Annotated in this window: 21 protein-coding genes; 3 read left to right on the top strand and 18 right to left on the bottom strand. The window is 63.4% G+C overall.

Annotated elements, in window-relative coordinates; genetic code table 11:
* Positions 1 to 169: 169 nt before the first annotated feature.
* The 12 genes from trxA to DEM27_RS30785 form a co-directional block, all read right to left on the bottom strand.
* Complete coding sequence (gene trxA / locus DEM27_RS30725; RefSeq protein WP_109462058.1) at positions 170 to 490, bottom strand: thioredoxin; 321 nt, start codon at positions 488 to 490, stop codon at positions 170 to 172.
* 76 nt (positions 491 to 566) lie between these two features.
* A complete protein-coding gene (gene addA / locus DEM27_RS30730; RefSeq protein ID WP_109462059.1) occupies positions 567 to 4,121 on the bottom strand; it encodes a double-strand break repair helicase AddA in 3,555 nt (1,184 codons plus the stop codon).
* Positions 4,114 to 7,314, bottom strand: coding sequence for a double-strand break repair protein AddB (addB, locus tag DEM27_RS30735; RefSeq protein ID WP_109462060.1), 3,201 nt, complete (start codon positions 7,312 to 7,314; stop codon positions 4,114 to 4,116). The genes addA and addB overlap by 8 nt, the downstream gene beginning before the upstream one ends.
* Before the next feature lie 3 nt (positions 7,315 to 7,317).
* Entirely contained in the window at positions 7,318 to 8,046 is a 729-nt protein-coding gene (locus tag DEM27_RS30740) for a nucleotidyltransferase family protein (protein ID WP_109462061.1), read from the bottom strand.
* Positions 8,047 to 8,059: 13 nt separating this feature from the next.
* Positions 8,060 to 9,574, bottom strand: a complete 1,515-nt coding sequence (gene tsaE / locus DEM27_RS30745; protein WP_109462062.1) for a tRNA (adenosine(37)-N6)-threonylcarbamoyltransferase complex ATPase subunit type 1 TsaE — start codon at positions 9,572 to 9,574, stop codon at positions 8,060 to 8,062.
* Entirely contained in the window at positions 9,571 to 12,159 is a 2,589-nt protein-coding gene (locus DEM27_RS30750; RefSeq protein ID WP_109462063.1) for a PAS domain-containing sensor histidine kinase, read from the bottom strand. Before DEM27_RS30750 ends, tsaE begins: the two co-directional genes overlap by 4 nt.
* 213 nt (positions 12,160 to 12,372) lie before the next feature.
* Positions 12,373 to 13,773 (bottom strand): adenosylhomocysteinase, encoded by a 1,401-nt coding sequence (ahcY, locus tag DEM27_RS30760; protein WP_109462064.1) that lies wholly within the window; start codon positions 13,771 to 13,773, stop codon positions 12,373 to 12,375.
* 181 nt (positions 13,774 to 13,954) lie between these two features.
* Entirely contained in the window at positions 13,955 to 14,230 is a 276-nt protein-coding gene (locus tag DEM27_RS30765) for an HPr family phosphocarrier protein (protein ID WP_109462065.1), read from the bottom strand.
* A gap of 20 nt (positions 14,231 to 14,250) precedes the next feature.
* Complete coding sequence (locus DEM27_RS30770; protein WP_109462098.1) at positions 14,251 to 14,652, bottom strand: PTS sugar transporter subunit IIA; 402 nt, start codon at positions 14,650 to 14,652, stop codon at positions 14,251 to 14,253.
* Positions 14,653 to 14,759: 107 nt separating this feature from the next.
* Positions 14,760 to 15,254 (bottom strand): HPr kinase/phosphorylase, encoded by a 495-nt coding sequence (locus tag DEM27_RS30775; protein ID WP_109462066.1) that lies wholly within the window; start codon positions 15,252 to 15,254, stop codon positions 14,760 to 14,762.
* Positions 15,251 to 16,987: a stimulus-sensing domain-containing protein gene (locus DEM27_RS30780; RefSeq protein WP_245446245.1), complete on the bottom strand. Its 1,737-nt coding sequence runs from the start codon at positions 16,985 to 16,987 to the stop codon at positions 15,251 to 15,253. Before DEM27_RS30780 ends, DEM27_RS30775 begins: the two co-directional genes overlap by 4 nt.
* Positions 16,988 to 17,118: 131 nt before the next feature.
* Positions 17,119 to 17,844: a response regulator transcription factor gene (locus DEM27_RS30785; RefSeq protein ID WP_205908994.1), complete on the bottom strand. Its 726-nt coding sequence runs from the start codon at positions 17,842 to 17,844 to the stop codon at positions 17,119 to 17,121.
* 334 nt (positions 17,845 to 18,178) lie between these two features.
* Here DEM27_RS30785 and DEM27_RS30790 point away from each other — a divergent pair, with 334 nt between their 5' ends.
* The 3 genes from DEM27_RS30790 (at position 18,179) to DEM27_RS30800 (ending at position 21,006) form a co-directional block, all read left to right on the top strand.
* Positions 18,179 to 19,789, top strand: coding sequence for a phosphoenolpyruvate carboxykinase (locus DEM27_RS30790; protein ID WP_109462069.1), 1,611 nt, complete (start codon positions 18,179 to 18,181; stop codon positions 19,787 to 19,789).
* Positions 19,790 to 19,916: 127 nt separating this feature from the next.
* Positions 19,917 to 20,354: an alternative ribosome rescue aminoacyl-tRNA hydrolase ArfB gene (arfB, locus tag DEM27_RS30795; protein WP_109462070.1), complete on the top strand. Its 438-nt coding sequence runs from the start codon at positions 19,917 to 19,919 to the stop codon at positions 20,352 to 20,354.
* Positions 20,355 to 20,379: 25 nt separating this feature from the next.
* Positions 20,380 to 21,006, top strand: coding sequence for an alpha-ketoglutarate-dependent dioxygenase AlkB family protein (locus DEM27_RS30800; protein ID WP_109462099.1), 627 nt, complete (start codon positions 20,380 to 20,382; stop codon positions 21,004 to 21,006).
* Positions 21,007 to 21,051: 45 nt separating this feature from the next.
* Here the strand turns inward: DEM27_RS30800 and coaA are convergent, their stop codons facing one another.
* The 6 genes from coaA to DEM27_RS30830 form a co-directional block, all read right to left on the bottom strand.
* Complete coding sequence (gene coaA, locus DEM27_RS30805) at positions 21,052 to 22,044, bottom strand: type I pantothenate kinase (protein WP_109462100.1); 993 nt, start codon at positions 22,042 to 22,044, stop codon at positions 21,052 to 21,054.
* Positions 22,044 to 22,367, bottom strand: coding sequence for a phosphoribosyl-ATP diphosphatase (locus tag DEM27_RS30810; RefSeq protein WP_109462071.1), 324 nt, complete (start codon positions 22,365 to 22,367; stop codon positions 22,044 to 22,046). The genes coaA and DEM27_RS30810 overlap by 1 nt, the downstream gene beginning before the upstream one ends.
* 10 nt (positions 22,368 to 22,377) lie before the next feature.
* Positions 22,378 to 23,154 carry an imidazole glycerol phosphate synthase subunit HisF gene (hisF, locus tag DEM27_RS30815; RefSeq protein WP_109462072.1) on the bottom strand — a complete coding sequence of 259 codons (777 nt, stop codon included), beginning with the start codon at positions 23,152 to 23,154 and terminating at the stop codon, positions 22,378 to 22,380.
* Positions 23,155 to 23,257: 103 nt separating this feature from the next.
* Positions 23,258 to 24,001, bottom strand: a complete 744-nt coding sequence (gene hisA / locus DEM27_RS30820) for a 1-(5-phosphoribosyl)-5-[(5-phosphoribosylamino)methylideneamino]imidazole-4-carboxamide isomerase (RefSeq protein WP_109462073.1) — start codon at positions 23,999 to 24,001, stop codon at positions 23,258 to 23,260.
* A gap of 29 nt (positions 24,002 to 24,030) precedes the next feature.
* Complete coding sequence (hisH, locus tag DEM27_RS30825; RefSeq protein ID WP_109462074.1) at positions 24,031 to 24,681, bottom strand: imidazole glycerol phosphate synthase subunit HisH; 651 nt, start codon at positions 24,679 to 24,681, stop codon at positions 24,031 to 24,033.
* Positions 24,681 to 25,166 carry a DUF2628 domain-containing protein gene (locus DEM27_RS30830; RefSeq protein WP_109462075.1) on the bottom strand — a complete coding sequence of 162 codons (486 nt, stop codon included), beginning with the start codon at positions 25,164 to 25,166 and terminating at the stop codon, positions 24,681 to 24,683. The genes hisH and DEM27_RS30830 overlap by 1 nt, the downstream gene beginning before the upstream one ends.
* Positions 25,167 to 25,187 lie beyond the last annotated feature (21 nt).

Raw genomic sequence — 25,187 nt, forward strand, 5'->3', positions numbered from 1 at the left:
TGGCAATCGAAATCGATTTTGGCCTTCCGAAGAAATCTCCGGCATGAGCAATACCCCCGATAACCTGCGTTATAAGGGGTATTGCTGAATATGGTCCTAACGATTCCACATTTAAGTTAGTGGCTGGCGGTCGAAGCCGGGCTTTTTCGTCTGTATTCGGATCGGCCGATCAGGCGGCGTTGGAGATCCAGCTGGAAAGCGCCGTCTTCGGAGCAGCACCGACCTTGATGTCGGCCACTTCGCCGCCCTTGAAGATGGCGAGCGTCGGGATCGAGCGGACGCCGAACTTGGCGGCCAGTTCCGGGTTTTCGTCGATGTTCAGCTTGGCGATCTTCACCTTGCCGGCCAGTTCAGCGGAAATCTCTTCGAGGCTCGGAGCGATCATTTTGCACGGGCCGCACCATTCGGCCCAGAAATCCACGACCACCGGCTCGGCGGAATTCAGGACTTCGGATTGGAAATTGGCACTATCGACTTTCACGGTCGCCATGAGGCTGCTCCTTTGCGGAAGAATTCTGTTGCTTGCTATGTGATGCTGAGATGACGGAATTTCAATGCTCCGTATCTCACTTTGTCTTGAGCGCGGCAAGGCTGGCGTCGAGATCTTCGCGGGAAAGGCGGATCAGGTTGGCCGTCTCGGTATAGACCAGCACGCAGTCGAAGTGTTTATCCGGATAAAGCGGCTTGAGGATTTCCCGGTAGATGGCAAGCTGCGCCTTGTGGGCCAGCGAAACACCGGCTGCATTGACCGGCGGAACGCGGTTGGTCTTGAAATCGACGAGGATGACGCGGTCGCCGTCGACCGCCAGCCGGTCCATGCGGCCGGAAACGGCATAATCCTGATCGTTGATGCGCACCGTTCCCATGACGGCCACTTCGGCACGGGCTTCGGACGAAAAGACGGCCGCAAGCTCGGGATGGGAAAGAACGGAAAGCACCGAGGCGGCAAGGCTCTGGCGTTCTGCCGCCGGCCAGAAACGCGCCGCCCGTTCCAGATAACGAATGGCCGCCGCCTCGCGCTCCGGCGCCGGCATGTCAGGCAGGATCTGCAACATGCGGTGGGTGAGCTTGCCGCGTTCCAGCGACCGGTCGCCGCGTGCTGCCTTCTCGCCGAACAATGCCGACGCGACCACCAGGTCGTCCGCCTCGTCGTCGACGATCAGGCCGGCGCCGGACGGGCTGAGCGGCCGTGGCAGATATTTTTGCGGCGGCAGGGCCTGCCCCAGGGCCGGCGGCAGGTCTTGCGTTGCGTTTTCGATTGTCTCGCGCTGCTTGCGCTCGATCTGCCGGGAAATGCCGGGAACGCGCCAGGAAAGCCCGCCCCATTCGCCATCCGGTCCGGAAAAGCTGGCCGGTTTGCAAAAGGTATCGTGCTGCGCCAGCGCTGCGGCAATCATCTTGTGCCAGGTATCGGGATTGTCGCGCACACCGCGATAACCGCAGACGATCAGCCGGTCGGCGGCCCGTGTCATGGCGACGTAGAGAAGCCGCCGATATTCTTCCTCGGCAAGCCCTTGCAGGCGGGCGGTGTCGGCATCGGTGAGCGCATTGCCAAGACCGCCGACCGGAACCCAGACCGGCAGCGGCACGGTCTCGTCTTCGGAGGCGAGCAGCCGGAATTTCGGCAGATGCGTATGGGTGAAAGCCTTCGATCCGCCGTCGACCAGGAAGACGATCGGTGCCTCCAGCCCCTTGGCCGCATGCACGGTCATGATCCGCACTTCGTTGCGGCCCTTATCCTGCTCGCGCTTGACCTCGGGTGCCTCGAGCTCCAGCGTCGAGACGAAGGATTGCAGGCCCGGCAGGCCGGAACGTTCGTGATCGAGGGCAAAAGTCAGGAATTCGTCGAGGATGTCGCTGACCTCGGTTCCGAGCCGCGCCAGAAATTTTCGACGCCCGCCTTGCGAGCCGAGCACGCGGGCATAAAAATCATGCACCGAAAGCTCCCGCGCCATGCGCAGGAAGGTGCCGAGCCGCCCGACCACCGCCTGCAGGCGCGGATTTCCCTCCGCCGCCAGCTGTTGCAGGTGATGCCAGACGCTGTCTTCGGTCTGCCGCAGGGCGGCGATCTCGAAGACATCTTCCTCGGAAAGATCGAAAAGCGGGCTTTTCAACAGCGCCGAAAGGGAAAGGTCGTCCGCCGGCAGAAGCATGAAGCGACCGAGCGCCAAGAGGTCCTGGATGGCGATGTGGTTCGTCAGCCGCAGGCGGTCGGCGCCCGCCACCGGAATATTGTTGCGCCGCTTGAGGGCGCGGGTGAGCGCGTTGACGAAACTGTCGCGCTTGCGCACCAGGACAAGAATGTCGCCGGCTTCGATCGGCCGTTCTGCGCCACCCTCAATGATGGTTTCCTTGCCGACCAGCGAGGACAGGACATGGGCAATCCGCCCGGCCAGGATGGCGGCGGGCGCGCTTTCCGGCGTGGCATCGAAGGGGGCGGTCCAATCCTCTTCGGCGGCAGCCGGCTCCGGCGCCACCATGTCCCAGAGATCGACGGCGCCGGGATGGCCGATGCGGCTGGAGCGGTGCACGACCGGATCGCCGCGGGCACTCAGCCCGCGGGCGTTGCTATCGAGCGAAAATACCTGGTCGACGGCGGCAAGCACGTCGGCGGTGGAGCGGAACGACAGCGGCAGCCGCACCGGCGAAAACCCCTGCCCGCTCAGCCGCACCCGGCGCGCCGTTTCTTCGCTTTCGCGCGAAAACCGTTCGGGACGCGCGCCCTGGAAGGAGTAGATCGACTGTTTTTCGTCACCGACGGCAAACAGCGTGCGGCGCGCCACGCGGGCACTCTGGCCGGAAAAGAAATCCTCGGCAAGCGACTGGATGACGCTCCATTGCACCGGGCTGGTATCCTGCGCCTCGTCGACGAGGATATGGTCGATGCCCTGGTCGAGCTTGTAGTGCACCCAGGGGCTGACGCCACTGCGGGTCAGAAGCGTTGCGGCGCGATCGATCAGGTCCTCGAAATCGAGCTGGCTGCGGACCTTCTTCAGGTCGTCATAGTCGCTGTTCAGCCGTTCGGCCAGCACCAGCGCTGCCCGCGTCGCCTCGAACATGCGCAGCAACCGCAGCCGGTCGCGGCAGGCGAGAATGTGCTGGCGCACCGTCGTCAGGACGTCGACCAGGCCGGGGGCCGCATCCTTCATCGCCTTGGCGATCAGCGACGTATCCGCCTTGGCCTCGCCCTTTTGCGTCAGGAAAATGCTTTCCAGCATCTGTGCCCTTAGCCGCGGATCGGTCTCGGCGGCGGCACGGCGCAGGCCCTGCGCCACGTCCTGCACCTTCACCCCGCCCTTTTCGTCGGCAAGCCGCAGATAGGTGTCGAGTTGCGGGCCGAAAAGCTCCGGCAGCGGCCAGTAGCGTGCGATGACAGCCGCTTCCGTTTCTCCCGGCGCGATGCCGAGGCGGGCACGCAGCACATCCTCGACCGAACCGATCTCGGCAGCGGCATTGATGAAATGGCGGATCGCATTGCGGTTGGCGACGATATCGCCGAGCAGCGTTTCGAGGCCGGATTCGTCGGCCAGCTCCAGCACCTGCGCAAAGGCTTCCGCCAGCCGTGCATCGCCCTCGGTGGAGGTCGCGGTCAAAAGCGAGCGGCGCGCATCGGAAAGAAGCGTGGCGGCGGCGCGGTCGTCGAGCACCGAAAAATGCCCGGCGACATTGGCCTCCAGCGGAAACTGGTGCAGCAGGGCTTCGCAGAAGGCGTGAATGGTCTGGATCTTCAGGCCGCCCGGCGTTTCCAGCGCCTTGGCGAACAGCCGCCGCGCTTCCGCCAGCTTGAATACATCGGCGGGTTCGCCCTCGATGGTTTCGATCCGCTTGCGCAGTTCCTCGTCCGGCAGGATCGCCCATTCCGACAGCCGCTGGAAGACGCGGTTCGACATTTCCGATGCCGCGGCCTTGGTATAGGTCAGGCAGAGGATCGAGGAGGGGCGCGAACCGGCGAGCAAAAGCCGGATTACCCGCTGCGTCAGCACATGCGTCTTGCCGGAACCGGCATTGGCAGACACCCAGGCGGAGCGGGCGGGATCGGAGGCGACCGCCTGCTGCACGGTCGTCCAGCCGATCCAGGTCAGCGGGTCATCGCCTTCCGGCAGCGGTGCAGTGTCACTCATCGCCGCCAGGCTCCTCGTTTTCGGCCGTCGACCATTCGGCAACGCGGGCGAGATGGTCGTAGTCGCCGCCAAAATCCTGTTCGCTCATCGGGATCAGCCGCGAGGCAAAACCCTTCTCGCCGCTTTGCAGCAGCTGGACGAACTTGATGAACTGATCCATGGAGTCTTCGGCAAGATCGATGGCGGATTTCGCCTTGCTGCGGTCGCCGCGGCCGGAAAGCTCGTTGTTGACCGTCTCGGACTTGAAGCGGTCGCCGGGCCGCAGACGGACGTAGATCAGCTTTTCCGGTTCGATCGCCCCGACCTCGCGGAAGGCGCCGGCGCGAAGGGCGGCCGCCTCCAGCGCCAGCTGCGGATCGAGCAGGGCGCGCGCCTGCGACGGCGAAGGATTGTAGCCGGTCTTGTAATCGATGATGTCGGCGCTTTGCGGGCCGGTGATGTCGATGCGGTCGGCAACGCCGGTGAGCCGGATACCGATCTCACCGATCTCCCAGCCGGCGGCAATTTCCGTATGCGTCTTCTGGATCTCTCCCTGCCGTTCCTGCTCCCAGCGCAGGAAGGCGCGGGCCACCTCGCGGAAGCGCGGCCGCCACACCGTGTCGATATGGGCCGGCAGCTGCTCGGCGTCGAACAGCGCGTTGAGGATGTTTTCCATCGCCGCTGCCGCGGCAGGCGTTCCCGCCCGGTGTTTTTCCCGCGTGAACCGGTCGATGATGCGATGATACAGCGTGCCACGTTCGGAAGCGCCGGGATCGCGGTTGAAGGGATCGACGGGATCGAGCCGCAACACGTTTCGGGCATAGATCGAATAGGGGTCGCGCCGCAGCCGCCCCACCTGGCTGAAGGAATATCTGCGCGGCTGCAGCGACAGCGGCGGCCGGGGTTCGGGGCGCCTTGCGCCTTCCTGGTTCTCGCCGCCATCCAGCAGTCCGGCCCATTGGCGGTAGCGGTCGCCGCGCCGCCTCAGCGTTTCGCCGAACGGCTTGCCGCAGAGCGCCAGTAGCCGCTGCAGCCAGCGCGAGGCGACTGTCGGCGTCGCCCCCTGGCGCAGCGCCCGGGAATAGATCAGATGCCGCGTGCCGTTCGCCATCTCGAAATCGTGGGCGAGCTGGCCGATGCGCTGTTCCGGCGGCTGCAGGCCGATCTCGGTCTTCATGGTGCGGGAGATGAAGGGATTGTTCGAGGTCTGGTCCGGCCACGAGCCTTCGTTCAGGCCGCCGAGTACCAGGGTATCGACGCTCTGCAGCCGTGCTTCCAGCGTTCCGAAGATGAAGACGCGCGGATGGCTCATCGCCCGCGGCTTCACCGCCTCGCCGGTGGTGAAGGCGGCCATGATATCGATCCATTGCGGCCCGTCTGCCTCGATCTGGCCGTCGGTTTCGATGATGCTCTTGAGCAGATCGGCAAGGGCTGCACCCGCTTCGCCCGACCACAGGGCGGCCAGGTCGCCGCGTTCGTCGATGGCGACCGCCTCCAGGGCGCGGCCGGTGCGTTCGGCCCATTCGGTCAGCGTGTACGTCGTCGTCAATCCGCGTCCGTCGCGGCGGCGGCGCACCAGAGCCGAGGCGAGCGGTTCCGTCGCTACGGCGATCCGGGCGGCCAGGTCGCGGGCTTCCTCTTCGGCATCGGCCCCAAGCGACAGACGCCATTGCGGCGCGTGCCGGTCGTCCGCCTGTTCGAGGAGGCGTTTTTCCAGAAGCGGGCCGAGTTCGCTGATATCGACCTCGCTCACGCCGCCGCGCAGCGCAAGCAGTTCCAGCGCATCGACGGCGGCCGCAAGCCGGTCACGGTCGAGGCCGAAACGGGCGAGGGGGTGCTTGAGAAGCGAAACGATGGCGACGGGATCGCCGGGCCGCAACGTCGCCTCCAGCATCAATTGCAGCAGCGTGCCCTGATGCGTGGCCGAAAGCGGCGTGCCGGCAGAATCGTCGGCGGTGATGCCGAAGCGGGCAAGCTCCGCCGTCACCCGCCGGGCAAGCGCCCGGTCCGGCGTGATCAGCGCGGCCTGCGACGGGCCATTGGCACCGGGTTCCTCCAGCGCCAGCCGCAGCGCGATGGCGATTGCCGTTGCTTCCTCGCGCTCGTTGGAAGCCTCGATCAGCGCGACATCGCGGAAGGCCGCTTCGAGCGCTGCCGTCTCGTTTGCTGCTTGCCAGGCGCTCCAGCGGTCGGTGGCGCGGGCTGGCACCATGGCCTGCGACAGGGTTTTGGCGCGCAACGCCATGTCCGGTTCAGCGTGCCCGAGCGGACGGACATCGTCGCGCGTCAGCCCCAGCCGCTTGAGGAGATGGAACAGCCCGTATTGCGGATGGCTGCAGGTGGCGGGGTCGCTGCGTTCGCCGGGCGAAAGCTCCGGGTTCACCAGCCGCCATTCGTCTTCCGACATGGAGAGATCGAGGCCGGGCAGGACGATCACGCCGTCGCGCATGTTGGAGACGGCAAGGATCAGCTCGGCCGCTGCCGGAATGGAACCGGTCGATCCGGCGATGATCACCGGTCCCGGCGCCTGGAAGTGCGATAGCCGATGCGCCTCGGCGCGCAGCAGGGCATTGCGATGCCGGACCGACGAAGACCGGTCGAGTTCGGCCAGCCGCGCCGGCCAGAAGGCGCTGGCGATCTTCAGAAATTCCGTGGTGAGCTGCCACCAGAGCGCATGATCCTGCGCCTCCAGCTTTTCGAGGTCGTCCCAGTCGCGCTCTTCCGTTTCCAGCGAATCGATGAGGTCGGAGAGGTCGCGGGCGAGCCAGATGGCATCGGCCGGGCTTGCCGGCGCCACCAGCGGCGAATCGGAATGGATGTCGCGGACGATCTGCGGCAGCCGGTTGCGCCAGGCGAGAATGAGCCGCGCCAGTTCGAGAAGTCGGGCCGTGCTCGGCAGCGGCTGGGCCAGGTCCAGGATAGCCGGCGAATCGATATCGAAATAACCGCTGTCGTCATCGGTTTCGCCGAGCGGACGAATGACCGGCAGGATGGCGGACTGGCCGCCGAGCAGATCGACGAATTCCGACCGCAATACACGGGCGGCACGCCGCGTCGGCAGGAAGATCGTCATCTTGGCCAGCGAAAGCGGATCGGCCGGGTCGTGGCGAAAACGATCCGTCAGCCGGCCATCGCAGAGCGCTGCCGCCAATGTTTTCAGGAAGGGCAGCCCGGGCGGAATGGTCCAGACGGTTTTGTGGCGCGTCTCCGCCATGGCTCAGACGGGCTCCCGCAGGCGGGCCAGCGTTGCTTCCGCCTCGCCGATCGCATCGGGCGTGCCGACAGTCAGCCAGTGGCCGTGCATCATCAGGCCGTAAAGCCTGCCGCTGGCAATCGCCTTGTCGAAGCAGATGTTGAGATTGAAGGCATCGTCCGGCGCGTCGTCGAGCAGCGCCGGCAGCATGGCGATGGCGCCGGCATACACCACCGGCCGCGGATCGCCCTCGCGATACCGCATCAGCCGGCCGTCATCGGCGAGGTTGAAGTCCTTCTTGCCGTTATGCCCGGTGGTATCCTCCAGCCGGACGCAAAGCAGCGCCATGTCCATGCGCTCGGGGTCGAAAAAATCGGCCAGCGCCTGCAGGTTCGTTTTTTCGGCGGGCGGCTCGATCCAGAAGAGGTCGGCATTCATGACGAGAAGCGGTTGGCGGTCGAGAAGGCGGATGCCTTTTGCCAGTCCGCCGCCGGAATTCATCAGCCGGTCGCGCTCGTCGGAAACGATGATCTGCAGGCGGCCGTATTGCCCGAGATGGGCGAGCATCTGGTCGGCATGGTGATGGACATTGACCACGGCCCGTTCGACACCGGCATCGGCGAGCGCATCGAGGGCATAATCGATCATCGGCTTGCCGGCGATCTTCACCAGCGGTTTCGGGGTCGTGTCGGTGATCGGGCGCAGGCGGGTTCCAAGTCCTGCGGCCAGCACCATGGCATTGGTGATCGTCATCTGAAACTGGCGCCTATGATTCGGGTTCGCCTATTCCAACTGCCGCGCACCAATCGCGCAAGGGGGCAAGATCAGGATGTTCGAGCGCCGTTGCCAGATAGGCGAGCGTCCGCGGCATGTGTTTCATGTAGCCGGCTTTGCCGTCGCGCTGCATCAGCCGCACCCACAGGCCGGCGAGCTTGCAATTGCGCTGCGCCGCCATGATCGACCATGCGGTCAGAAAACCGTCCTCGTCGAAACCGCCCTGTGCCCGCCGGGCGGCAAGATAGGTTTCCATCAGTTGCCGGCGCAAATCGGGGGAGATGGTGACGCGCGCATCCTGGACCAGCGACGCGACGTCGTAGGCCGTCGGCCCGATCATCGCATCCTGGAAATCGATGAGGCCGATGCGCCGCACGCCCTTTTCGAAAGGTCGCCAGATGATGTTCGGAGAATGGAAATCGCGCAACAGCAGGTTTTTTTCCGTCCGTTCCAGGCGATCGACCAGGCCATTCCAGATGGCGCTGTAGCTCTCGCGCTCGGCCTCCGTTGCCGGGGTGCCGCGTTTCCAGGGCAGGTGCCAGTCGATCAGCAGCCGGGCTTCCATCTTGATGGCGGTGCGGTCGAAATCGGGGATGTGGTGCGTGTGGTCGGCCGTCACGGGAATGTCCCGCGCCACCGGCTTTTCATGCAGGGCGGCGAGAAAACGGGCGCTTTCGAGATAGCGCTCGGCAATCGGCCGGCCTTCGTCGTCAAGCACGCCATCGGTGCCGAGATCTTCGAGCAGCAGGATACCTCGATCGTAATCCGCAGCGAGGATTTCGGGCGCGGCAAATCCGCGCTCGCGCAGGGCGTGGGCCAGGGCGACAAACGGATAGGCGTCTTCGGCGATATGCGCCACCTTCGGATAAGGCTTGCCGTCGAGTACGGGCGGGCCTTCCGGCTGGCGCGGCCAGTCCATGAGAATCAGCCGCTTGCCGTGATCGAGCGGCAGATATTCATAGGCCCGCACCGAGGCGTCGCCGGTGAGGTATCGCCGCTTCACCGTACCCAGACCCTGCCGGCTCAAAAAATCGCGGATGGCGAGAACCCGTTCGATCCGCTGCCGTTGCGGCGCATCGGCGATGATCGTCGCCCGCCGGCCGTCGCCTTCGTGTTCGAGGATCAGCCGGATGCGGTTTTGCGGCAGTTCGGATTCGGCCATTTCCGGCCATTCCACCAAGCAGATGCCGGTGTTCAGCGCTTCCTCGAAACCGAGTTCGTCAAGCTCGCTGCCATCGGCCAGGCGATAGAAGTCGAAATGTGTCACCGGAATTCGCAGATCGTAGGCCTGCACCAACGTAAAGGTCGGGCTCGGCACTTCGAGGTCGGGATCGTCGGCCATGGCGCGCAGGAAGGCGCGCGCCAGCGTCGATTTGCCGGCGCCGAGGTCGCCGGTCAGGGCCAGGCAATCGCCGATCCGCAACGCCAGCGCCAGATCCTCGCCGAGCCGGATGGTGTCGGCCTCGTCTGCCAGCGTCAACGTTAGAGCATCCGGGGAAAGGCTCATTCGGCGGCGACAACCTGCGGCAGTTCGGCCGAAGGAATGCGGCACAGCACGGTGGTGCCTTCGCCCGCGCGGCTGTCGATCGTCACCTTGCCGCCGTGCAGGCTGACGAAGCTCTCGACGATGGAAAGGCCGAGGCCGGCGCCGCTGCGCTTTCCGCCCTTGCCGCTGGCGGCAAAGCGGTCGAACACCGAGTTCAGCAGTTCTTCGGGAATGCCCGGTCCCTTGTCGGCGACGGAGAAGACGAAATCCGCATCCTCGCGCCAGCATTTCAACGCCACGATGGAATTTTCCGGCGCGAAGTTTGCGGCATTGGTCAGGATTTTCAGGAGGATCTGCTTCAGGCGCTGCTGGTCGGCCACCACGGTGCCGAGATTGGCCGGCGCGGTGATTTCCAGAGTCACATTGCTTTCCTGCAGCCGGTCGGCGATCTGGATCGAGACGTCGTCGAGCAGGTCGTCCAGCGAAATTTCCGAAAAATTCAGCTGCATGATGCCAGCATCGACGGTGGCGAGATCGAGGATATCGTTGACGATGGTCAGCAGGACCGCCGAGGACGTCGAGATATGATCGATATATTCCGCCTGCCGATCGTTGAGTTCGCCGATGCCGGGTGTCTTCAGGAGATCGGTGAAACCGATGATATTGGTCAGCGGCGAGCGCAGCTCGTAGGAGACGTGCTGGACGAAATCGTTCTTCAGCGCGTCCGCCTTGCGCAGCGCCTCGTTCTTTTCGGTGAGCGCCCGTTCGGCGCGGACGCTGTCGGTCATGTTGACGAAGGTCAGCATGGTTTGGGCGTTCGGCAGCGGAATCACGGCGTAATCGAGCACCAGCCCGGTGCGCAGCTCCAGCGTTCCTTGCGATGACGGACGCTCGTCGTCGAAGCTGGTGATCATTTGGCCGAAGCGGCGCCAGCCATCCGGTTGGTCGTAGGCAACGGCGCAGGCGGTTTCCAGCCCGCGAATATGCGTGCCGGGCTTGGCTTCCGCCTCGGAAATGCCCCAGAGCGCCCGGAAGGCCGGATTGCACAGGCGGATGCGCCCGTCCGGACCGAAGACGGCAACCCCTTCGGAGAGATGGTCGATGGTTTCGCCCTGGACCTTGACCAGCGTGTTGTAGCGGGTTTCGAGATCCACCTGCTCGGTGAGGTTTTCAAACACCCAGGTCGCACCGCCCTGCGGATGCGCCGTGGCGAAGACGCGCAGCGTCTGGCCGTTCGGGAGGTGCCAGAGGTCAGTCTTGGTATCGAGCGCCTGGTAGACGGCCAGCGTGTTTTCTTTCCAGGATTTCCAGCTCAGCTGCTCCGGCAGCTTGTGCGCGGCGCGCAGGCGGTCGAGCAGCTCGCTGTTGTCGGGCTTGGAATCCAGGAACGGAATGTCCAGTTCCCAGAGCTGCTGGAAAGCCTGGTTGTAAAATTGCAGCCGGCGTTCGCCGTCGAAGATCGCCACCGGCGTCGCCAGGTGATCGAGCGTCTCGGCATGCGCCTTCAGGGTGCGTTTCAATTCTTCGCGTACCGCCTCGACTTCGGAAACATCGATGGCCATGCCGGCCGAACCGTCGGGGCTCTTGATGTCGACGACGTCGAAGAAGGTGCGATTGCCGTGCACGACGGTGGAAATCTTGTCGTGGAACGGCGATTCCGGCGTGGCCGAAGCGCGGATGCGCTCACGGGCGACGGTGCTCAGGAGTTCGCGTTCCTCGCGCACCGCCTGGTCGGGCGAGGTCGCTTCGACGGCCTCGCCGAAGGCTTCGTTCACCCAGGCAAGCTTGCCTTCGCGGTCACGCTGCCAGACGGGCAGGTCGATGGCGTCGAGCAGCGTCTGGAAGGTGGACATGGAATGCAGCAGGCGATCCCGCTCGATCTTCAGCTCCGCAAGCTCGGCGCGCAGATTGTTGAGGGCGATGAAGCGCACGAAGGCGCGACCGCCGGACACCCGGCCCTGCGCTTCCAGCACTTCTTCCCGCTGGGTTTCGACCACCATGTCAAAACTCTGGGCGTTGCCGCGCAGCTTTTCGATCGCCTTTTCAAGCTCGCCGGCCGAATGCGATTTCATCCAGCGGCCGAAGGCCAGGAAGTCCCCGTCCTGCTGCGGCGCGCCGGTTTCCGCCGGCAGCTGGCCCAGAAATTCCGGCTGGCCTTCCAGCGCGTCCCAGATGACGATGCGCCGGTTCTTGTCGGCGATCAGCGAATGGTAGCGCGAAATCTTCTGGTTGGCGTCGGACAGCGCGGTGCGGATCTCCCGGCTTTCGCTCTCGATGTTGCCCTTCTGGCGGATCAGCCAGACCGCTGACAGAAGCACGGCGGAAATCACGCCGATGATGACCGACGAGGTGATCATTTCCGTCGATGTGAACAGGCGGGCCGTCACAGCCTCTTCCGCCTCCACGCCGGCAAAGGCAACGCCGGCATATCCCGCCAGCGCCGTTCCCGACAGGCACAAGCGCCAGAAACGCGTGCGCAGGCTGCGTTTTCCGGTTCGTTTCTGTGCCACTATCCCAATACCGGGCTGCTGAGTGCGGGATCTCTCGTCAGATCCCTCGTTCTCGCATCCTCGTTCACCCGTCCCGCCAGACAGGCTGCTTTTCATTACCGTCATTCCCGGTCTGTCTCCGTCCTTCGTGCCGCATGATCGACAAGACATCCGATGGTCGTGGCCACCGGCCGAGTGCCGGAAAACCGCGAATCAAGTTCTAAAACAATACTGTTTAAGGGAATTTGCGGGAAGCCATTCGCCCAAAAAAGAAGCCGCCGGCTTTGTCAAGCCGGCGGCCACCATATGTTGTGGATAAGAAAGTGCTTATCAATATCTGTAGTGTTCAGCCTTGAACGGGCCCTGCTGCGAAACGCCGATGTAGTCGGCCTGGGTCTGCGAAAGCTCAGTCAGCTTGGCGCCGAGCTTTTCGAGGTGCAGGCGGGCGACCTTTTCGTCGAGGTGCTTCGGCAGGATGTAGACCTCGTTCTTGTATTCGCCAGGCTTGGTGAACAGCTCGATCTGCGCCAGCACCTGGTTGGTGAAGGAGGCCGACATCACGAAGGACGGATGGCCGGTGGCGTTGCCGAGGTTGAGCAGGCGGCCTTCGGAGAGAAGGATCATGCGGTTGCCCTTCGGGAACTCGATCAGGTCGACCTGCGGCTTGACGTTGGTCCACTTGAGATTGCGCAGCGCGGCGACCTGGATCTCGTTGTCGAAGTGGCCGATGTTGCCGACGATCGCCATGTCCTTCATCTCGCGCATATGCTCGATGCGGATGACGTCCTTGTTGCCGGTGGTGGTGATGAAGATGTCGGCGCTGGAGACGACGTCTTCGAGCGTCACCACTTCAAAACCGTCCATAGCGGCCTGGAGGGCGCAGATCGGGTCGATTTCGGTGACCTTGACGCGGGCGCCGGCGCCCTGCAGCGAGGCAGCCGAACCCTTGCCGACGTCGCCGTAACCGCAGACGACGGCAACCTTGCCGGCCATCATCACGTCGGTGCCGCGGCGGATGCCGTCGACCAGCGATTCCTTGCAGCCGTACTTGTTGTCGAACTTCGACTTGGTGACGCTATCGTTGACGTTGATCGCCGGGAAGGGCAGCAGACCTTTCTTGGACAGTTCGTACAGGCGGTGAACGCCCGTCGTCGTTTCTTCGGTGACGCCCTTGATTGCGTCGCGCTGCTTGGTGAACCAGCCGGGCGTTGCCTTGAGGCGCTTCTTGATCTGCGCGAACAGGATCTCTTCTTCTTCGGAGCCGGGATTGGAGAGCACGTCCTCACCGGCTTCGGCGCGGGCGCCGAGCAGGATGTACATGGTGGCGTCGCCGCCGTCGTCGAGGATCATGTTGGAGAGACCGCCATCGGCCCACTGGAAGATCTTGTCGGTGTATTCCCAGTATTCGGTGAGCGATTCGCCCTTGACGGCGAAGACCGGAACGCCGGTGGCGGCGATCGCGGCGGCGGCGTGGTCCTGGGTCGAGAAGATGTTGCACGATGCCCAGCGGACGTCGGCGCCGAGCGCGACCAACGTTTCGATCAGCACGGCGGTCTGGATCGTCATGTGCAGCGAGCCGGTGATGCGGGCGCCCTTCAGCGGCTTCGTCTGGCCGAATTCGCTGCGGCAGGCCATCAGGCCCGGCATTTCGGTTTCGGCAATGTTCAGTTCCTTGCGGCCGAAATCGGCAAGACCGATATCGGCGACAACGTAATCTTTTTCAGCGCTCATGAAGCTCTCCAGGATGGATGAACAGCCCCTGCCGCAACGCCGGTCGGCAGGGCGGGGAAGGGGATGCGGGAAATCACCTCCGCAGCATACGCGGATGCTGCAGCCCATGTATCAGGCTTCAAGGGGGAAGGCAACAGTGATATAAAGAAGTCTTTATGTCTTTATATCAACGTGACGGCGATTACATTTCTTCGCCGAAACGGTTCTGGATGAGCCGGTCGAGCGCTTCGAGGACTTCGGCGGCCTGGTTGCCGCTGGTGGTGACGTGGATGGTGCATCCCGGACTTGCCGCCAGCATCATCAGTCCCATGATCGAGGTGCCGCCGACGGTCATGCCGTCCTTGGACACCGTCACCGTGGCGTCGAAGCCGTCGACCGTCTGCACGAATTTTGCGGAGGCGCGGGCATGCAGACCGCGTTTGTTGATGATCAGCAGTTCCCGGGAGAGGTCGGACATGAAAGGGTCTTAAAAGTCCATCATTTGCCGCTGAGAACGCGGCTTGCCACGTTGATATATTTGCGCCCGGCCTCGGAAGCTTCGACCAGCGCCTTTTCCATGTTGTTTTCGCCGCGCACGCCGGCCAGCTTGATCAGCATCGGCAGGTTCACCCCGGCAATGACTTCGATGTGTCCGCTGCTCATGGCGGAGATGGCGAGGTTCGAGGGTGTGCCGCCGAACATGTCGGTCAGAATGATGACGCCATGGCCCGCATCGGCGCGTGTGACGGCTTCCAGGATGTCCTGCCGCCGCTGGTCCATGTCGTCCTCGGGTCCGATGCATACCGTTTCGATCTGTTTCTGTGGACCGACCACATGCTCCACGGCATGACGAAACTCTTCTGCCAGCTTGCCATGGGTGACAAGCACAAGTCCGATCATGATCATTCTGCTCCCTGCGATACGCAAACAGGTGGGCAGATATCGCAACGCAACAATCCCGTCCACCGTCGGCGGCACATCTTGGCAGCGAAAAGACGAAGTGCAAGTTAAAAACGTCGCAAGTTTGGCGAGGAATCCCCCCCGGAAGGCGGTTTTCCGTTAAAAGCGATGAAGGCGGAAAGCACCGCCAGCGGATCCGGAACCGTCGCGGCAATGCGCAGCAGAGGCAAAAGAGCGCCTTCAAACAGTTCGAAATGTTCGCCTTCCGCCGGCAGGCGGTCCGAATTGCGCAGGTCCACCGGCAGCACGGCATAGTGCAGCAGGGCAGGCGACAGGGTCTCTGTTTCGACGATGCCGCTGCCGCGCACCTCGATCAGGCCGGTGATGGCGTCCGGCGCCCGTGCCACGACGCGGCCCGATTGTTGGCTGACGAAAACCTGGTCGTCGCTGACCAGCGCCGAGAAAAGACCCTCGCGCCGCGCCTGTGCCAGGCAGGAAAAGGCAAGGCTCGACTTGCCGATGCCGGAAGGGCCGACAAACAAGAGACCGCAGGTTCCGATGACGATTGCCGTGCCGTGGATATTGACGGCGGGGCGGCTCATAGCGGCTGGTCTGCCGGCAGCGACAGGACGAAGCGGGCGCCGCATAACTGGCCCTCGACATCGAGGATGTTTTCGGCTTTCAGCGTACCGCCATGCGCCTCGGCGATCTGGCGGCTGATCGACAGGCCGAGGCCGGAATTCTGGCCAAAACCTTCCGCTTCCGGCCGGTCCGTATAAAAGCGCTCGAAAATCCGGTCGATATCTTCCGCCTGGATGCCGGGACCGTTGTCCTCGACATGGACGATGCAGCGCGATTTCGAGCGCGACAGCCGCACCAGGATGCGCCCGCCATCCACGGGCACGAAGGAGCGGGCGTTCTCGATCAGGTTGGTGACGATCTGCCCCAGACGAAGGTCATGGCCGGTTACGGTAAAGCGCGCCTTCGGATGCGCCTTGCGATCGACGAGGAAGTCGAGCGTTACCGGTTTCTTGTTGCTGCGGATCTGCCGCGAAATCTCGACGAGATTGCCGAGCAATATCTCAAGATCCACCTGCTTGGCGTCGGAACGGGCCAGTTCGGCATCGAGGCGGGAGGCGTCGGAAATGTCGCTGATCAGGCGGTCGAGGCGGCGCACGTCGTGCTGGATGATGTCGAGCAGTCGCTTCTTGGAGTCTTCCGTGCGCGCCAGCGGCAGCGTCTCGACGGCGCTGCGCAGCGAGGTCAGCGGGTTTTTCAGTTCATGGCTGACATCGGCGGCGAAACTTTCGATGGCATCGATGCGGTCGTAGAGCGCCGTGGTCATCTCGCGCAACGCGACGGACAGATTGCCGATCTCGTCCTGGCGCACGGAAAAATCCGGAATTTCCTCACGCGTCTTGGCGCCGCGCCGCACCCGCACCGCCGCCGCCGCCAGACGGCGCAGCGGATTGGCGATGGTCGACGACAGAAGCAGCGAAAGAACGACGTTCACCAGCGTCGCGACGCCGAAGACGCGCAGAATCGCCAGCCGCTCGGCATGGACGATCTTGTCGATGTCGCCGGCCTGGGTCGACAGAAGCAGCACGCCGAGCACGGCGCGGAAGCGCTGCACGGGAACGGCGACCGAGACGATCAGTTCGCCCTTGTCGGTGACACGCACGACGGCGCCGCGCACGCCGGTCAGCGCATTCATCACTTCCGGATAGATCGAACCGTCGCCGCCCGGCGCTTCCTTGTATTGCGGCAGGTTGCTCGGCTGCAGGATCTTGTTGACCCAGTTGGCAAAGCGGCTGCTCCAGCTGCCCTGCTCGTCCTCGACGGGCGGCAGGTCGAACCGCAGAACCTGGCCGCGCGAATAGAGGTGCCGCGAATCGAGCAGCAGGTTGGCATCGGCGTCGAAGATGCGGGCCCGGGTGCGGGTCGGCGAGATCAGCCGGCGCAGCACCGGCGCCACGCGTTCCGGATCGATCGGGAATTCCAGGTCCTCGTCGTTCGGGATCGGCGTGATGCTCTGGCCGGCCTGCAGCTCGAGCAGCTTTTCCGGGTCGATGGTGATGGAGTTGGTATCGACCGAGGCGGAGGCCGAGATGGCGCCGGCGATGATCTCGCCCTGGGTCAGCAGGCTTTCGACACGGGCGTCGATCAGGCCTTCTCGGAACTGGTTGAGATAGAGGATGCCGCCGACCAGAACCAGCAGGGCTGCCAGATTGAAGAACAGGATGCGCCGCGTCAGGCTGGAAAACACGGCATTGCCGAAGATCCGCCGGATCAGCGTGAACGGGCGCGACAGATAGCGTCGCGTTCCGCGGCGCACGACCGGGCTCTCGGTATCGTCGATATCCCTCTCCAAGGGCACTGTTGCCAAGTCGATCTGCCTTCCGCAGGGGCGGGCTCAATCGCCCGGCCGGTCCTGCCTTTTCTTTTCCGCCGGACGCCTGAGGCGACTCAGGCAGCTTCGCGGAAGCGATAACCCACGCCGTAAAGGGTTTCAATCATGTCGAAATCGCCGTCGACGACCTTGAACTTCTTGCGCAGCCGCTTGATGTGGCTGTCGATGGTGCGGTCATCGACATAGACCTGTTCATCATAGGCGGCATCCATGAGGGCGTCACGGCTTTTCACCACACCGGGGCGTTGCGCCAGCGAATGCAGGATGAGGAATTCCGTGACGGTCAACGTTACCGGCTCGCCCTTCCAGGTGCAGGTGTGCCGTTCCTGGTCCATGACCAGCTGGCCGCGCTCCAGCGAGCGTGCCGCCTGCTGGGCTGCGGTCGGTTTTGCCGCCGTGCCGGCTGCCGCCTGTTCGCGGTTGGCCGCCCGGCGCAGGATCGCCTTGACGCGCTCGACGAGCAGGCGCTGCGAGAACGGCTTGGTGATGAAATCGTCGGCACCCATCTTCAGGCCGAACAATTCGTCGATTTCCTCGTCCTTGGAGGTGAGGAAGATGACGGGAATATCGGATTTCTGCCGCAGGCGGCGCAACAGCTCCATGCCGTCCATGCGCGGCATCTTGATATCGAAGATGGCCATCTGTGGCGGACGGGCGAGCAGGCCGTCGAGGGCAGAAGCGCCGTCCGTGTAGGTTTCGACCTTATATCCTTCCGCCTCGAGCGCGATCGATACGGATGTGAGGATATTGCGGTCGTCGTCAACGAGCGCGATTGTCTGCATGGTATTCGTCTCCATCGTCATAGGTGCGCATCTCCCGGCAGTTGCCTAAGCCCAGGTGGCGATCGAAGCGCTTCATGGGGATAAAGGTGGAACAAATTGTGGCAAAGATAAAGGGTGAAGCCATCCACCAGCGCCGGCGCACCGTCCGCAGCGCTTCCCACCACGCATAAAAATACCTCTTTTAAACGATTTAAAAGAACTGTTATTTTTTTAAATCGATTAATATATTGATATTATTGAATATTTTAGGAGAGGCATCTTGCCCTTTTAAAAATCGCTGTCTATTTTCCCGAAAATTCACCGACATCGATCTTCCCAGCAAAGGAAACGCCACATGGACGAAATGGGCATTCACAACCCGGCTCTCGGGGTTGCGGCAATCGGCCTTCACGAGGCGGCGCAGGTTTATTACAACCTGGACGAAAGCCGTCTCTACGAAGAATCGATTCGTCGCGGTGAAGCCGACCTGACGGCGGACGGAGCGTTGCGGGCGCTCACCGGCCAGCACACCGGCCGTTCCGCCAAGGACAAGTTCGTCGTCCGTGATGCCGACACCGAAGACAAGATCTGGTGGGACAACAACAAGCCGATGTCGCGCCCGCATTTCGATCTGCTGCACCAGGACATGCTGGCGCATGCCAAGGGCCGGACGCTGTTCGTCCAGGACCTGATCGGCGGCGCCGATGCCGAAAACGCCCTGCCGTCGCGGGTGGTGACGGAATTCGCCTGGCATTCGCTGTTCATCCGCAACCTGCTGATCCGTCCGGAGCGTTCGACGCTCAAGACGTTCGAGGCGAAGCTGACGATCATCGACCTGCCGAGTTTCCGCGCCGATCCGGAGCGTCATGGCTGCCGCAGTGAAACCGTGATCGCCTGCGACCTGACCAACGGCCTCGTGTTGATCGCCGGCACGTCTTATGCCGGCGAAATGAAGAAGTCGGTGTTCACCGTGCTGAACTACCTGCTGCCGGCCAAGGGCGTCATGCCGATGCATTGCTCTGCCAATGTCGGCAATGATGGCGATGCCGCGGTGTTCTTCGGCCTGTCGGGCACCGGCAAGACGACGCTGTCGGCAGATCCCAGCCGCACGCTGATCGGCGACGACGAGCACGGTTGGGGCGAACACGGCATCTTCAATTTCGAAGGTGGCTGCTACGCCAAGACCATCCGGCTGTCGGCCGAAGCCGAGCCGGAGATCTATGCCACGACCAAACGTTTCGGCACCGTGCTGGAAAACGTCGTGCTCGATGAAAACCGCGTGCCGGACTTCGACGACGCCTCGCTGACGGAAAACACCCGTTGTGCTTATCCGCTGCATTTCATCCCGAATGCATCGGAAACCGGCCTCGCCCCGCATCCGAAGACGATCATCATGCTGACGGCGGATGCCTTCGGCGTGCTGCCGCCGATTGCCCGGCTGACGCCGGAACAGGCGATGTATCACTTCCTCTCCGGCTACACCGCCAAGGTCGCCGGCACGGAAAAGGGCGTCACCGAGCCGGAAGCCACCTTCTCGACCTGCTTCGGCGCGCCGTTCATGCCGCGTCATCCGGCCGAATACGGCAACCTGCTGAAGGAACTGATCAATCGCCACGGCGTCGATTGCTGGCTGGTGAATACCGGCTGGACCGGCGGCGCCTACGGCACCGGCCACCGCATGCCGATCAAGGCGACACGCGCGCTTCTGACGGCTGCCCTGACCGGCGAGCTGAAGAAGGCCGAGTTCCGCACCGATGCCAATTTCGGCTTCGCCGTGCCGGTGAAGGTCGAGGGCGTCGATACCGGCATTCTCGACCCGCGCTCGACCTGGGCCGACAAGGCCGCTTATGACGCGCAGGCGAAAAAGCTGGTCGGCATGTTCATCGGCAACTTTTCCAAGTTCGAAAGCCATGTCGACGGCAAGGTCCGCGATGCCGCGCCTCGCACGGCGGTTGCAGCCGAATAAATCCTGGCGGGCATGATTCACGTGAAACCCGGTGGCTTCGGCTGCCGGGTTTCGCCGTTCTTGCCGGATGGATTCGGGTTTTCAAGGCGCGGGCGATGTGAAATAGATCGCGCTCGGAGACGGAAACATGGCCAGTGACGCGCTTTACATCAACGACCGCATTACCATTGCCGGCTGGGAGCTGACGGAACAATTCGTGCTGGCCGGCGGTGCCGGCGGGCAGAACGTCAACAAGGTGTCGACGGCCGTCCAGCTGTTCTTCAACATCAGTAATTCCCCGTCGCTTTCCGAGCGGATCAAGGACAATGCGCTGAAGCTGGCCGGCCGCCGTGCGGCCAAGGACGGCACGCTGATGATCGAGGCGAACCGTTTTCGCAGCCAGGAGCGCAATCGCGAGGATGCGCGCGACAGGCTGAAGGAGCTGATCCTCAAGGCCGCCGAACCGCCGCCGCCGCCGCGCAAGAAGACCCGGCCGACGAAAGGTTCGGTCGAACGCCGGCTGAAGGAAAAGGCCGGCCGGTCCGACGTCAAGAAGATGCGCGGCAAGCCGGGGGGAGGCGAATGAGTTGCCGGAGCCGGGTGTTTCGGCCATGATCGTTCTTCCCGGCGGCATCCGGCATTTTCCCGGTTTCCTCGACCGTGCGGCGCAGGAAAATCTCGTGGAGCGCATCCGCACCGTGGCCGCCGCCGCACCGCTATACCTGCCCATCATGCCGAAGACCGGCCAGCCGATGTCGGTGCGTATGACCAATTGCGGCTTGCTCGGCTGGGTGACGGACAAGGAGAGGGGCTATCGATACCAGCCGACGCATCCGGTGACGAACGAGCCATGGCCGCCGATGCCGGAAGAATTGCTGCGGCTCTGGGACACGGTTGCCGAAACGCCGGTCCGGCCCGAAGCCTGCCTCGTGAATTTTTACAATGACGAGGCCAAGATGGGCCTGCACCAGGACCGCGACGAAAAGGATCGGAGCGCGCCGGTGGTGTCGATTTCGCTCGGCAACAGCTGCCTGTTCCGCTTCGGCGGCTTGAACCGCAAGGACAAGACCCATTCGGTGAAGCTGCAGAGCGGCGATGTCGTCGTGCTCGGCGGCGAGGCGCGCCTCAGCTTCCACGGCGTCGACCGCATCTACCCCGAAACCTCGACGCTCCTGAAGAACGGCGGGCGGATCAACCTGACGCTGCGCCGGGTGACCGTGCCCGCGGACTCCGGCTAAGGAACTCCGACGAACGTCAACGGGATCTGTGCAGGCGGAAAGATCTCAAAGCTTGCGCAGGGCGACTGCTTCGATCAGGTGATCCACGCCCTTGCGCAGGATAAGGTCGGCGCGCGGCCGCGTCGGCAGGATGTTGCGGCGCAGGTTGCGCAGGTTGGTCTTGCTCCACAGGCCTTCGGCGATCTCCAGCGCCTCGCTTTCGCCGATCGAGGCGTAGCGGTGGAAGTAGGAGTTCGGATCACGGAAGGCGGTTTGCCGCAGCCGCATGAAGCGGGTGATGTACCAGTCGTGGATATGATCTTCGTCGGCATCGATATAGATCGAAAAATCGAAGAAGTCCGAGACCATCGGCACGATCTTGCCATCCGCCGGCAGGTCGCGGGACTGCAGCACGTTGATGCCTTCGAAGATCAGGATGTCCGGCCGGTCGATGACGGTAAATTCGTTGGGCAGCACGTCATAAGTCAGGTGCGAGTAGCGCGGCGCCGGCACGTCCGGCCGCCCGGCCTTGATTGCCGAGAGAAAACGCAGGACCGCAGCCACGTCGTAGCTTTCCGGAAAACCCTTGCGGTCCATCATCCGCTTGCTCTGCAGCACGGCATTGGGAAACAAAAAACCGTCCGTCGTCACAAGGTCGACCTTCGGGCTCGATGGCCAGCGCGCCAGGAGCTCCTTCAGCACGCGGGCGGTGGTCGATTTGCCGACGGCGACCGAACCGGCAATGCCGATGACAAAGGGCGTCTTCACCGCGCCAGAGAGATTGAGGAAGCGGTTGCGTTGCTCGAACAGCAGCTGCGAGGATTCGACATGCGACGACAGGAGCCGCGACAGCGACAGGTAGATGCGCCGGACTTCCTGCAGGTCGATCGGGTCGCCCAGCGAGCGTAGCCGGCTCACTTCGTCGCCCGTCAGCGTCAGCGGCGTATCGGCGCGGAACTGCGCCCACTCTTCCGACGAGAAGAAGTGGTAGGGCGAAAAGCCGTTGGGCTGGAAATGGTCGAGCGTCTCGGGCACTGCGATTTCCTTGGAAATATCCATCATGTACCCTGCCGGCTGGCCTTTTCCTTGAGGCCGGATTGCGTCGTGCGCCGCTGCAATTCGTCAAGGACCTGTTCCAGCGGAATATCCGCAATCTTGAGGACGACCAGCAAATGGTAGAGGAGGTCGGCCGCTTCGTAGGTCAGGTTTTCGCGATCGTCGGCGATGGCGGCAATCACCGTTTCGATCGCCTCCTCGCCGAGTTTTTTGGCAGCCTTCGCCTGGCCGGCGGCAACGAGCTTGGCCGTCCAGGATTGGTCCTGGGAGGCTTTTGCCCGCTCGGCAATGATCGCTTCAAGATCGGAAAGGGAAAATCCGCTCATTCGCCTGCTTTCAGTCCAGTCGCATGGCAATGCCATGGTCCTGCATATAATGTTTTGCTTGACCAATGGTGAAGGTGCCGAAGTGGAAAATCGACGCGGCCAGCACCGCCGTCGCATGGCCCTCGGTCACGCCGGCGACCAGGTCGTCCAGCGTGCCGACGCCGCCCGACGCAATCACCGGTACCCGCACCGAATCGGCGATGGCGCGGGTGAGCGCGATGTCGTAGCCGCTCTTGGTGCCGTCACGATCCATTGAGGTGATCAAAAGTTCGCCGGCGCCGCGCTCGACCATGCGGCGGGCAAAATCCAGCGCATCGATGCCGGTCGGCTGCCGGCCGCCATGGGTAAAAATCTCCCAGCGGTCGGCCTCGCCCGCAGCCGATACCTTCTTGGCGTCGATCGAGACGACGATGCACTGGTTGCCGAACTTGTCGGCAGCTTCGGCCACGAAATCCGGGTTCTTCACCGCCGCCGAATTGATCGACACCTTGTCGGCGCCGCAGAGCAGCAGCTTGCGGATATCGGCGGTGGTGCGCACGCCGCCGCCGACGGTGAGCGGCATGAAGCAGTGGTCGGCGGTGCGCGAAACCACGTCGAAAATGGTGTCGCGATTGTCCGAGGAAGCGGTGATGTCGAGGAAACACAGTTCGTCGGCACCGGCCGCGTCATAGGCTTTCGCCGCCTCGACCGGATCGCCGGCATCGATGAGATCGACGAAGTTGACGCCCTTGACGACACGGCCGTCCTTCACATCGAGACAAGGGATCACACGGGCTTTGAGGGTCATCGGCCGGCCGCCTTTCCTGTTTGCGCGTCCTCGCCGCAAAGCGGCTGCGGGCGTCGCGGGCCGTCCTTCACATCGAGACAGGCGATCACGCGGGCTTTGAGGGTCATTGTTTTGCCTCCTTGGCAGCCTTGATCAGCGCCAGCGCCTCCTTCGGATCGATGCGGCCGTCATAGAGCGCCCGGCCGGTGATCGCGCCTTCCAGCTTGGCGGCATCGGGCTCCAGCATGCGGCGGATGTCGTCGAGCGAGGCAAGGCCGCCGGAAGCGATGACGGGGATGGACACGGCATCGGCCAATTCCAGCGTAGAAGCCCAGTTGATGCCGGTCAGGATGCCGTCGCGATCGATGTCGGTATAGACGATGGCGGCGACGCCGGCGCCCTCGAATTTTTTCGCAAGCTCGATGACGCCGAGTTCGGAGGCTTCCGCCCAGCCCTCGACGGCCACCTTGCCGCCCTTGGCATCGATGCCGACGGCGATCTGGCCGGGAAATTCCTTGCAGGCCTCGATCACCAGCGCCGGATCGCGCACGGCAACGGTGCCGAGGATGACGCGGGCAAGACCCCGCGTCAGCCATGCCTCGATATGGCCGAGCGACCGGATGCCGCCGCCGAGCTGCACCGGATTGTCGGTGGCCTTCAGGATGGCATCGACAGCCTCGCCGTTCACCGTATGGCCGGCAAAGGCGCCGTTGAGGTCGACGACGTGCAGCCACTCGAAACCCTGGTCCTCGAAGGTTTTCGCCTGGGCGGCGGGGTCGGTGTTGTAGACGGTCGCCTGATCCATGTCGCCGAGTTTGAGGCGAACGCACTGGCCGTCCTTGAGGTCGATGGCGGGGAAGAGGATCATCGCGAAATTCCGATCTGTTGGGGCATGGCTCAGGGCTTCCAGCGCAGGAAATTGGCGATCAACTTGAGGCCGAGCGTCTGGCTCTTTTCCGGGTGGAACTGCGCCCCGACCTTGTTGTCGCGGCCGACGAAGGCGGTCATCGCACCGCCATAATCGGTGGTGGCGATGACGTCTTCGGGATTTTCCGCCGCCAGATGGTAGGAATGGACAAAATAGGCGTGTTGCCCGTCCGGCCCGGTGGAAATGCCGTCGAAGAGCGGATGCGGCCGGTTGAGATTGAGCGTGTTCCAGCCGATCTGCGGTATTTTCAGAGAAGGGTCGGCGGGCGTCATCTCGACGACGTCGCCGGGGATCCAGCCGAAACCGTCGGTGATCGTCTTTTCAAGGCCGCGCGACGACATCAGCTGCATGCCGACGCAGATGCCGAGGAAAGGCCGGGCCTTGGCCTCCACCGCCTCCCGCAGCGCTTCGCTCATGCCGGATACGGCGTCGAGGCCCCGGCGACAGTCGGCATAGGCTCCGACCCCCGGCAGCACGACGCGATCGGAGATCGCCACATGCTCCGGCTTGTCGGTGAGATCGATATGCGCATCGATGCCGGCTTCGCGGGCGGCGCGTTCGAAGGCTTTTGTCGCCGAACGCAGGTTTCCGGATCCGTAATCGATAATCGCGACGCGCATCAGCGTCCTCCATCATAGTCAAAAAGGCCGAATGTGGCGCCGCCCGGGGTGCGGGACGCGCTTGATTGCGAAGTCCTGGACCAATCCGCGGCAACGGGACGGGCCGTCTCTTCTGTCATGGGCAGGCTGCCGAAATAGATGTCTTCGGCGTCGCCGAGCGTTTCGGCAACGACGACGTCGTCGAGAACCCAGCCGCGGTGCTGTAGCAGCATCGACTGGATATGCACGCCTTCCAGCGCCGTCAGCAGCGAAACGGCGAAAAGCACGACTGCGACGACCGGCGCAAGTCCGTCCTGCGCCATCAGCGTCAGGGCGGCGATCTGTATGACGAGCACGGCAAGGCCAAGAACCCAGGCGCGCTGGGTAAACAGCCAGATCGCCGGCAGGACAAAACCGAAGAACGAAAATCCGTCGCGCAGGAAACGGGTGCCGGCATGATCGGCGAAAGGACCGCCGGGCGGTATCAGAACCAGAAAACTTGCCATGAACAGTCCGGCCTTTCGGCT

This window comes from Rhizobium album, from assembly GCF_003122325.1.
GTDB lineage: Bacteria > Pseudomonadota > Alphaproteobacteria > Rhizobiales > Rhizobiaceae > Metarhizobium > Metarhizobium album.

What these genes read in the sequence shown, in the direction of transcription:
- arfB (WP_109462070.1), top strand. Translation starts at nt 19,917, where the DNA reads ATGGCCAGTGACGCGCTTTACATCAACGACCGCATTACCATTGCCGGC.
- DEM27_RS30750 (WP_109462063.1), bottom strand. Translation starts at nt 12,159, where the DNA reads ATGAAAAGCAGCCTGTCTGGCGGGACGGGTGAACGAGGATGCGAGAAC.
- DEM27_RS30810 (WP_109462071.1), bottom strand. Translation starts at nt 22,367, where the DNA reads ATGAGCGGATTTTCCCTTTCCGATCTTGAAGCGATCATTGCCGAGCGG.
- DEM27_RS30785 (WP_205908994.1), bottom strand. Translation starts at nt 17,844, where the DNA reads ATGCAGACAATCGCGCTCGTTGACGACGACCGCAATATCCTCACATCC.
- DEM27_RS30765 (WP_109462065.1), bottom strand. Translation starts at nt 14,230, where the DNA reads ATGTCCGACCTCTCCCGGGAACTGCTGATCATCAACAAACGCGGTCTG.
- coaA (WP_109462100.1), bottom strand. Translation starts at nt 22,044, where the DNA reads ATGGATATTTCCAAGGAAATCGCAGTGCCCGAGACGCTCGACCATTTC.
- addB (WP_109462060.1), bottom strand. Translation starts at nt 7,314, where the DNA reads ATGGCGGAGACGCGCCACAAAACCGTCTGGACCATTCCGCCCGGGCTG.
- addA (WP_109462059.1), bottom strand. Translation starts at nt 4,121, where the DNA reads ATGAGTGACACTGCACCGCTGCCGGAAGGCGATGACCCGCTGACCTGG.
- ahcY (WP_109462064.1), bottom strand. Translation starts at nt 13,773, where the DNA reads ATGAGCGCTGAAAAAGATTACGTTGTCGCCGATATCGGTCTTGCCGAT.
- DEM27_RS30740 (WP_109462061.1), bottom strand. Translation starts at nt 8,046, where the DNA reads ATGACGATCACCAATGCCATGGTGCTGGCCGCAGGACTTGGAACCCGC.
- tsaE (WP_109462062.1), bottom strand. Translation starts at nt 9,574, where the DNA reads ATGAGCCTTTCCCCGGATGCTCTAACGTTGACGCTGGCAGACGAGGCC.
- DEM27_RS30800 (WP_109462099.1), top strand. Translation starts at nt 20,380, where the DNA reads ATGATCGTTCTTCCCGGCGGCATCCGGCATTTTCCCGGTTTCCTCGAC.
- trxA (WP_109462058.1), bottom strand. Translation starts at nt 490, where the DNA reads ATGGCGACCGTGAAAGTCGATAGTGCCAATTTCCAATCCGAAGTCCTG.
- hisA (WP_109462073.1), bottom strand. Translation starts at nt 24,001, where the DNA reads ATGATCCTCTTCCCCGCCATCGACCTCAAGGACGGCCAGTGCGTTCGC.
- DEM27_RS30830 (WP_109462075.1), bottom strand. Translation starts at nt 25,166, where the DNA reads ATGGCAAGTTTTCTGGTTCTGATACCGCCCGGCGGTCCTTTCGCCGAT.
- hisH (WP_109462074.1), bottom strand. Translation starts at nt 24,681, where the DNA reads ATGCGCGTCGCGATTATCGATTACGGATCCGGAAACCTGCGTTCGGCG.
- DEM27_RS30790 (WP_109462069.1), top strand. Translation starts at nt 18,179, where the DNA reads ATGGACGAAATGGGCATTCACAACCCGGCTCTCGGGGTTGCGGCAATC.
- DEM27_RS30775 (WP_109462066.1), bottom strand. Translation starts at nt 15,254, where the DNA reads ATGAGCCGCCCCGCCGTCAATATCCACGGCACGGCAATCGTCATCGGA.
- hisF (WP_109462072.1), bottom strand. Translation starts at nt 23,154, where the DNA reads ATGACCCTCAAAGCCCGTGTGATCCCTTGTCTCGATGTGAAGGACGGC.
- DEM27_RS30770 (WP_109462098.1), bottom strand. Translation starts at nt 14,652, where the DNA reads ATGATCGGACTTGTGCTTGTCACCCATGGCAAGCTGGCAGAAGAGTTT.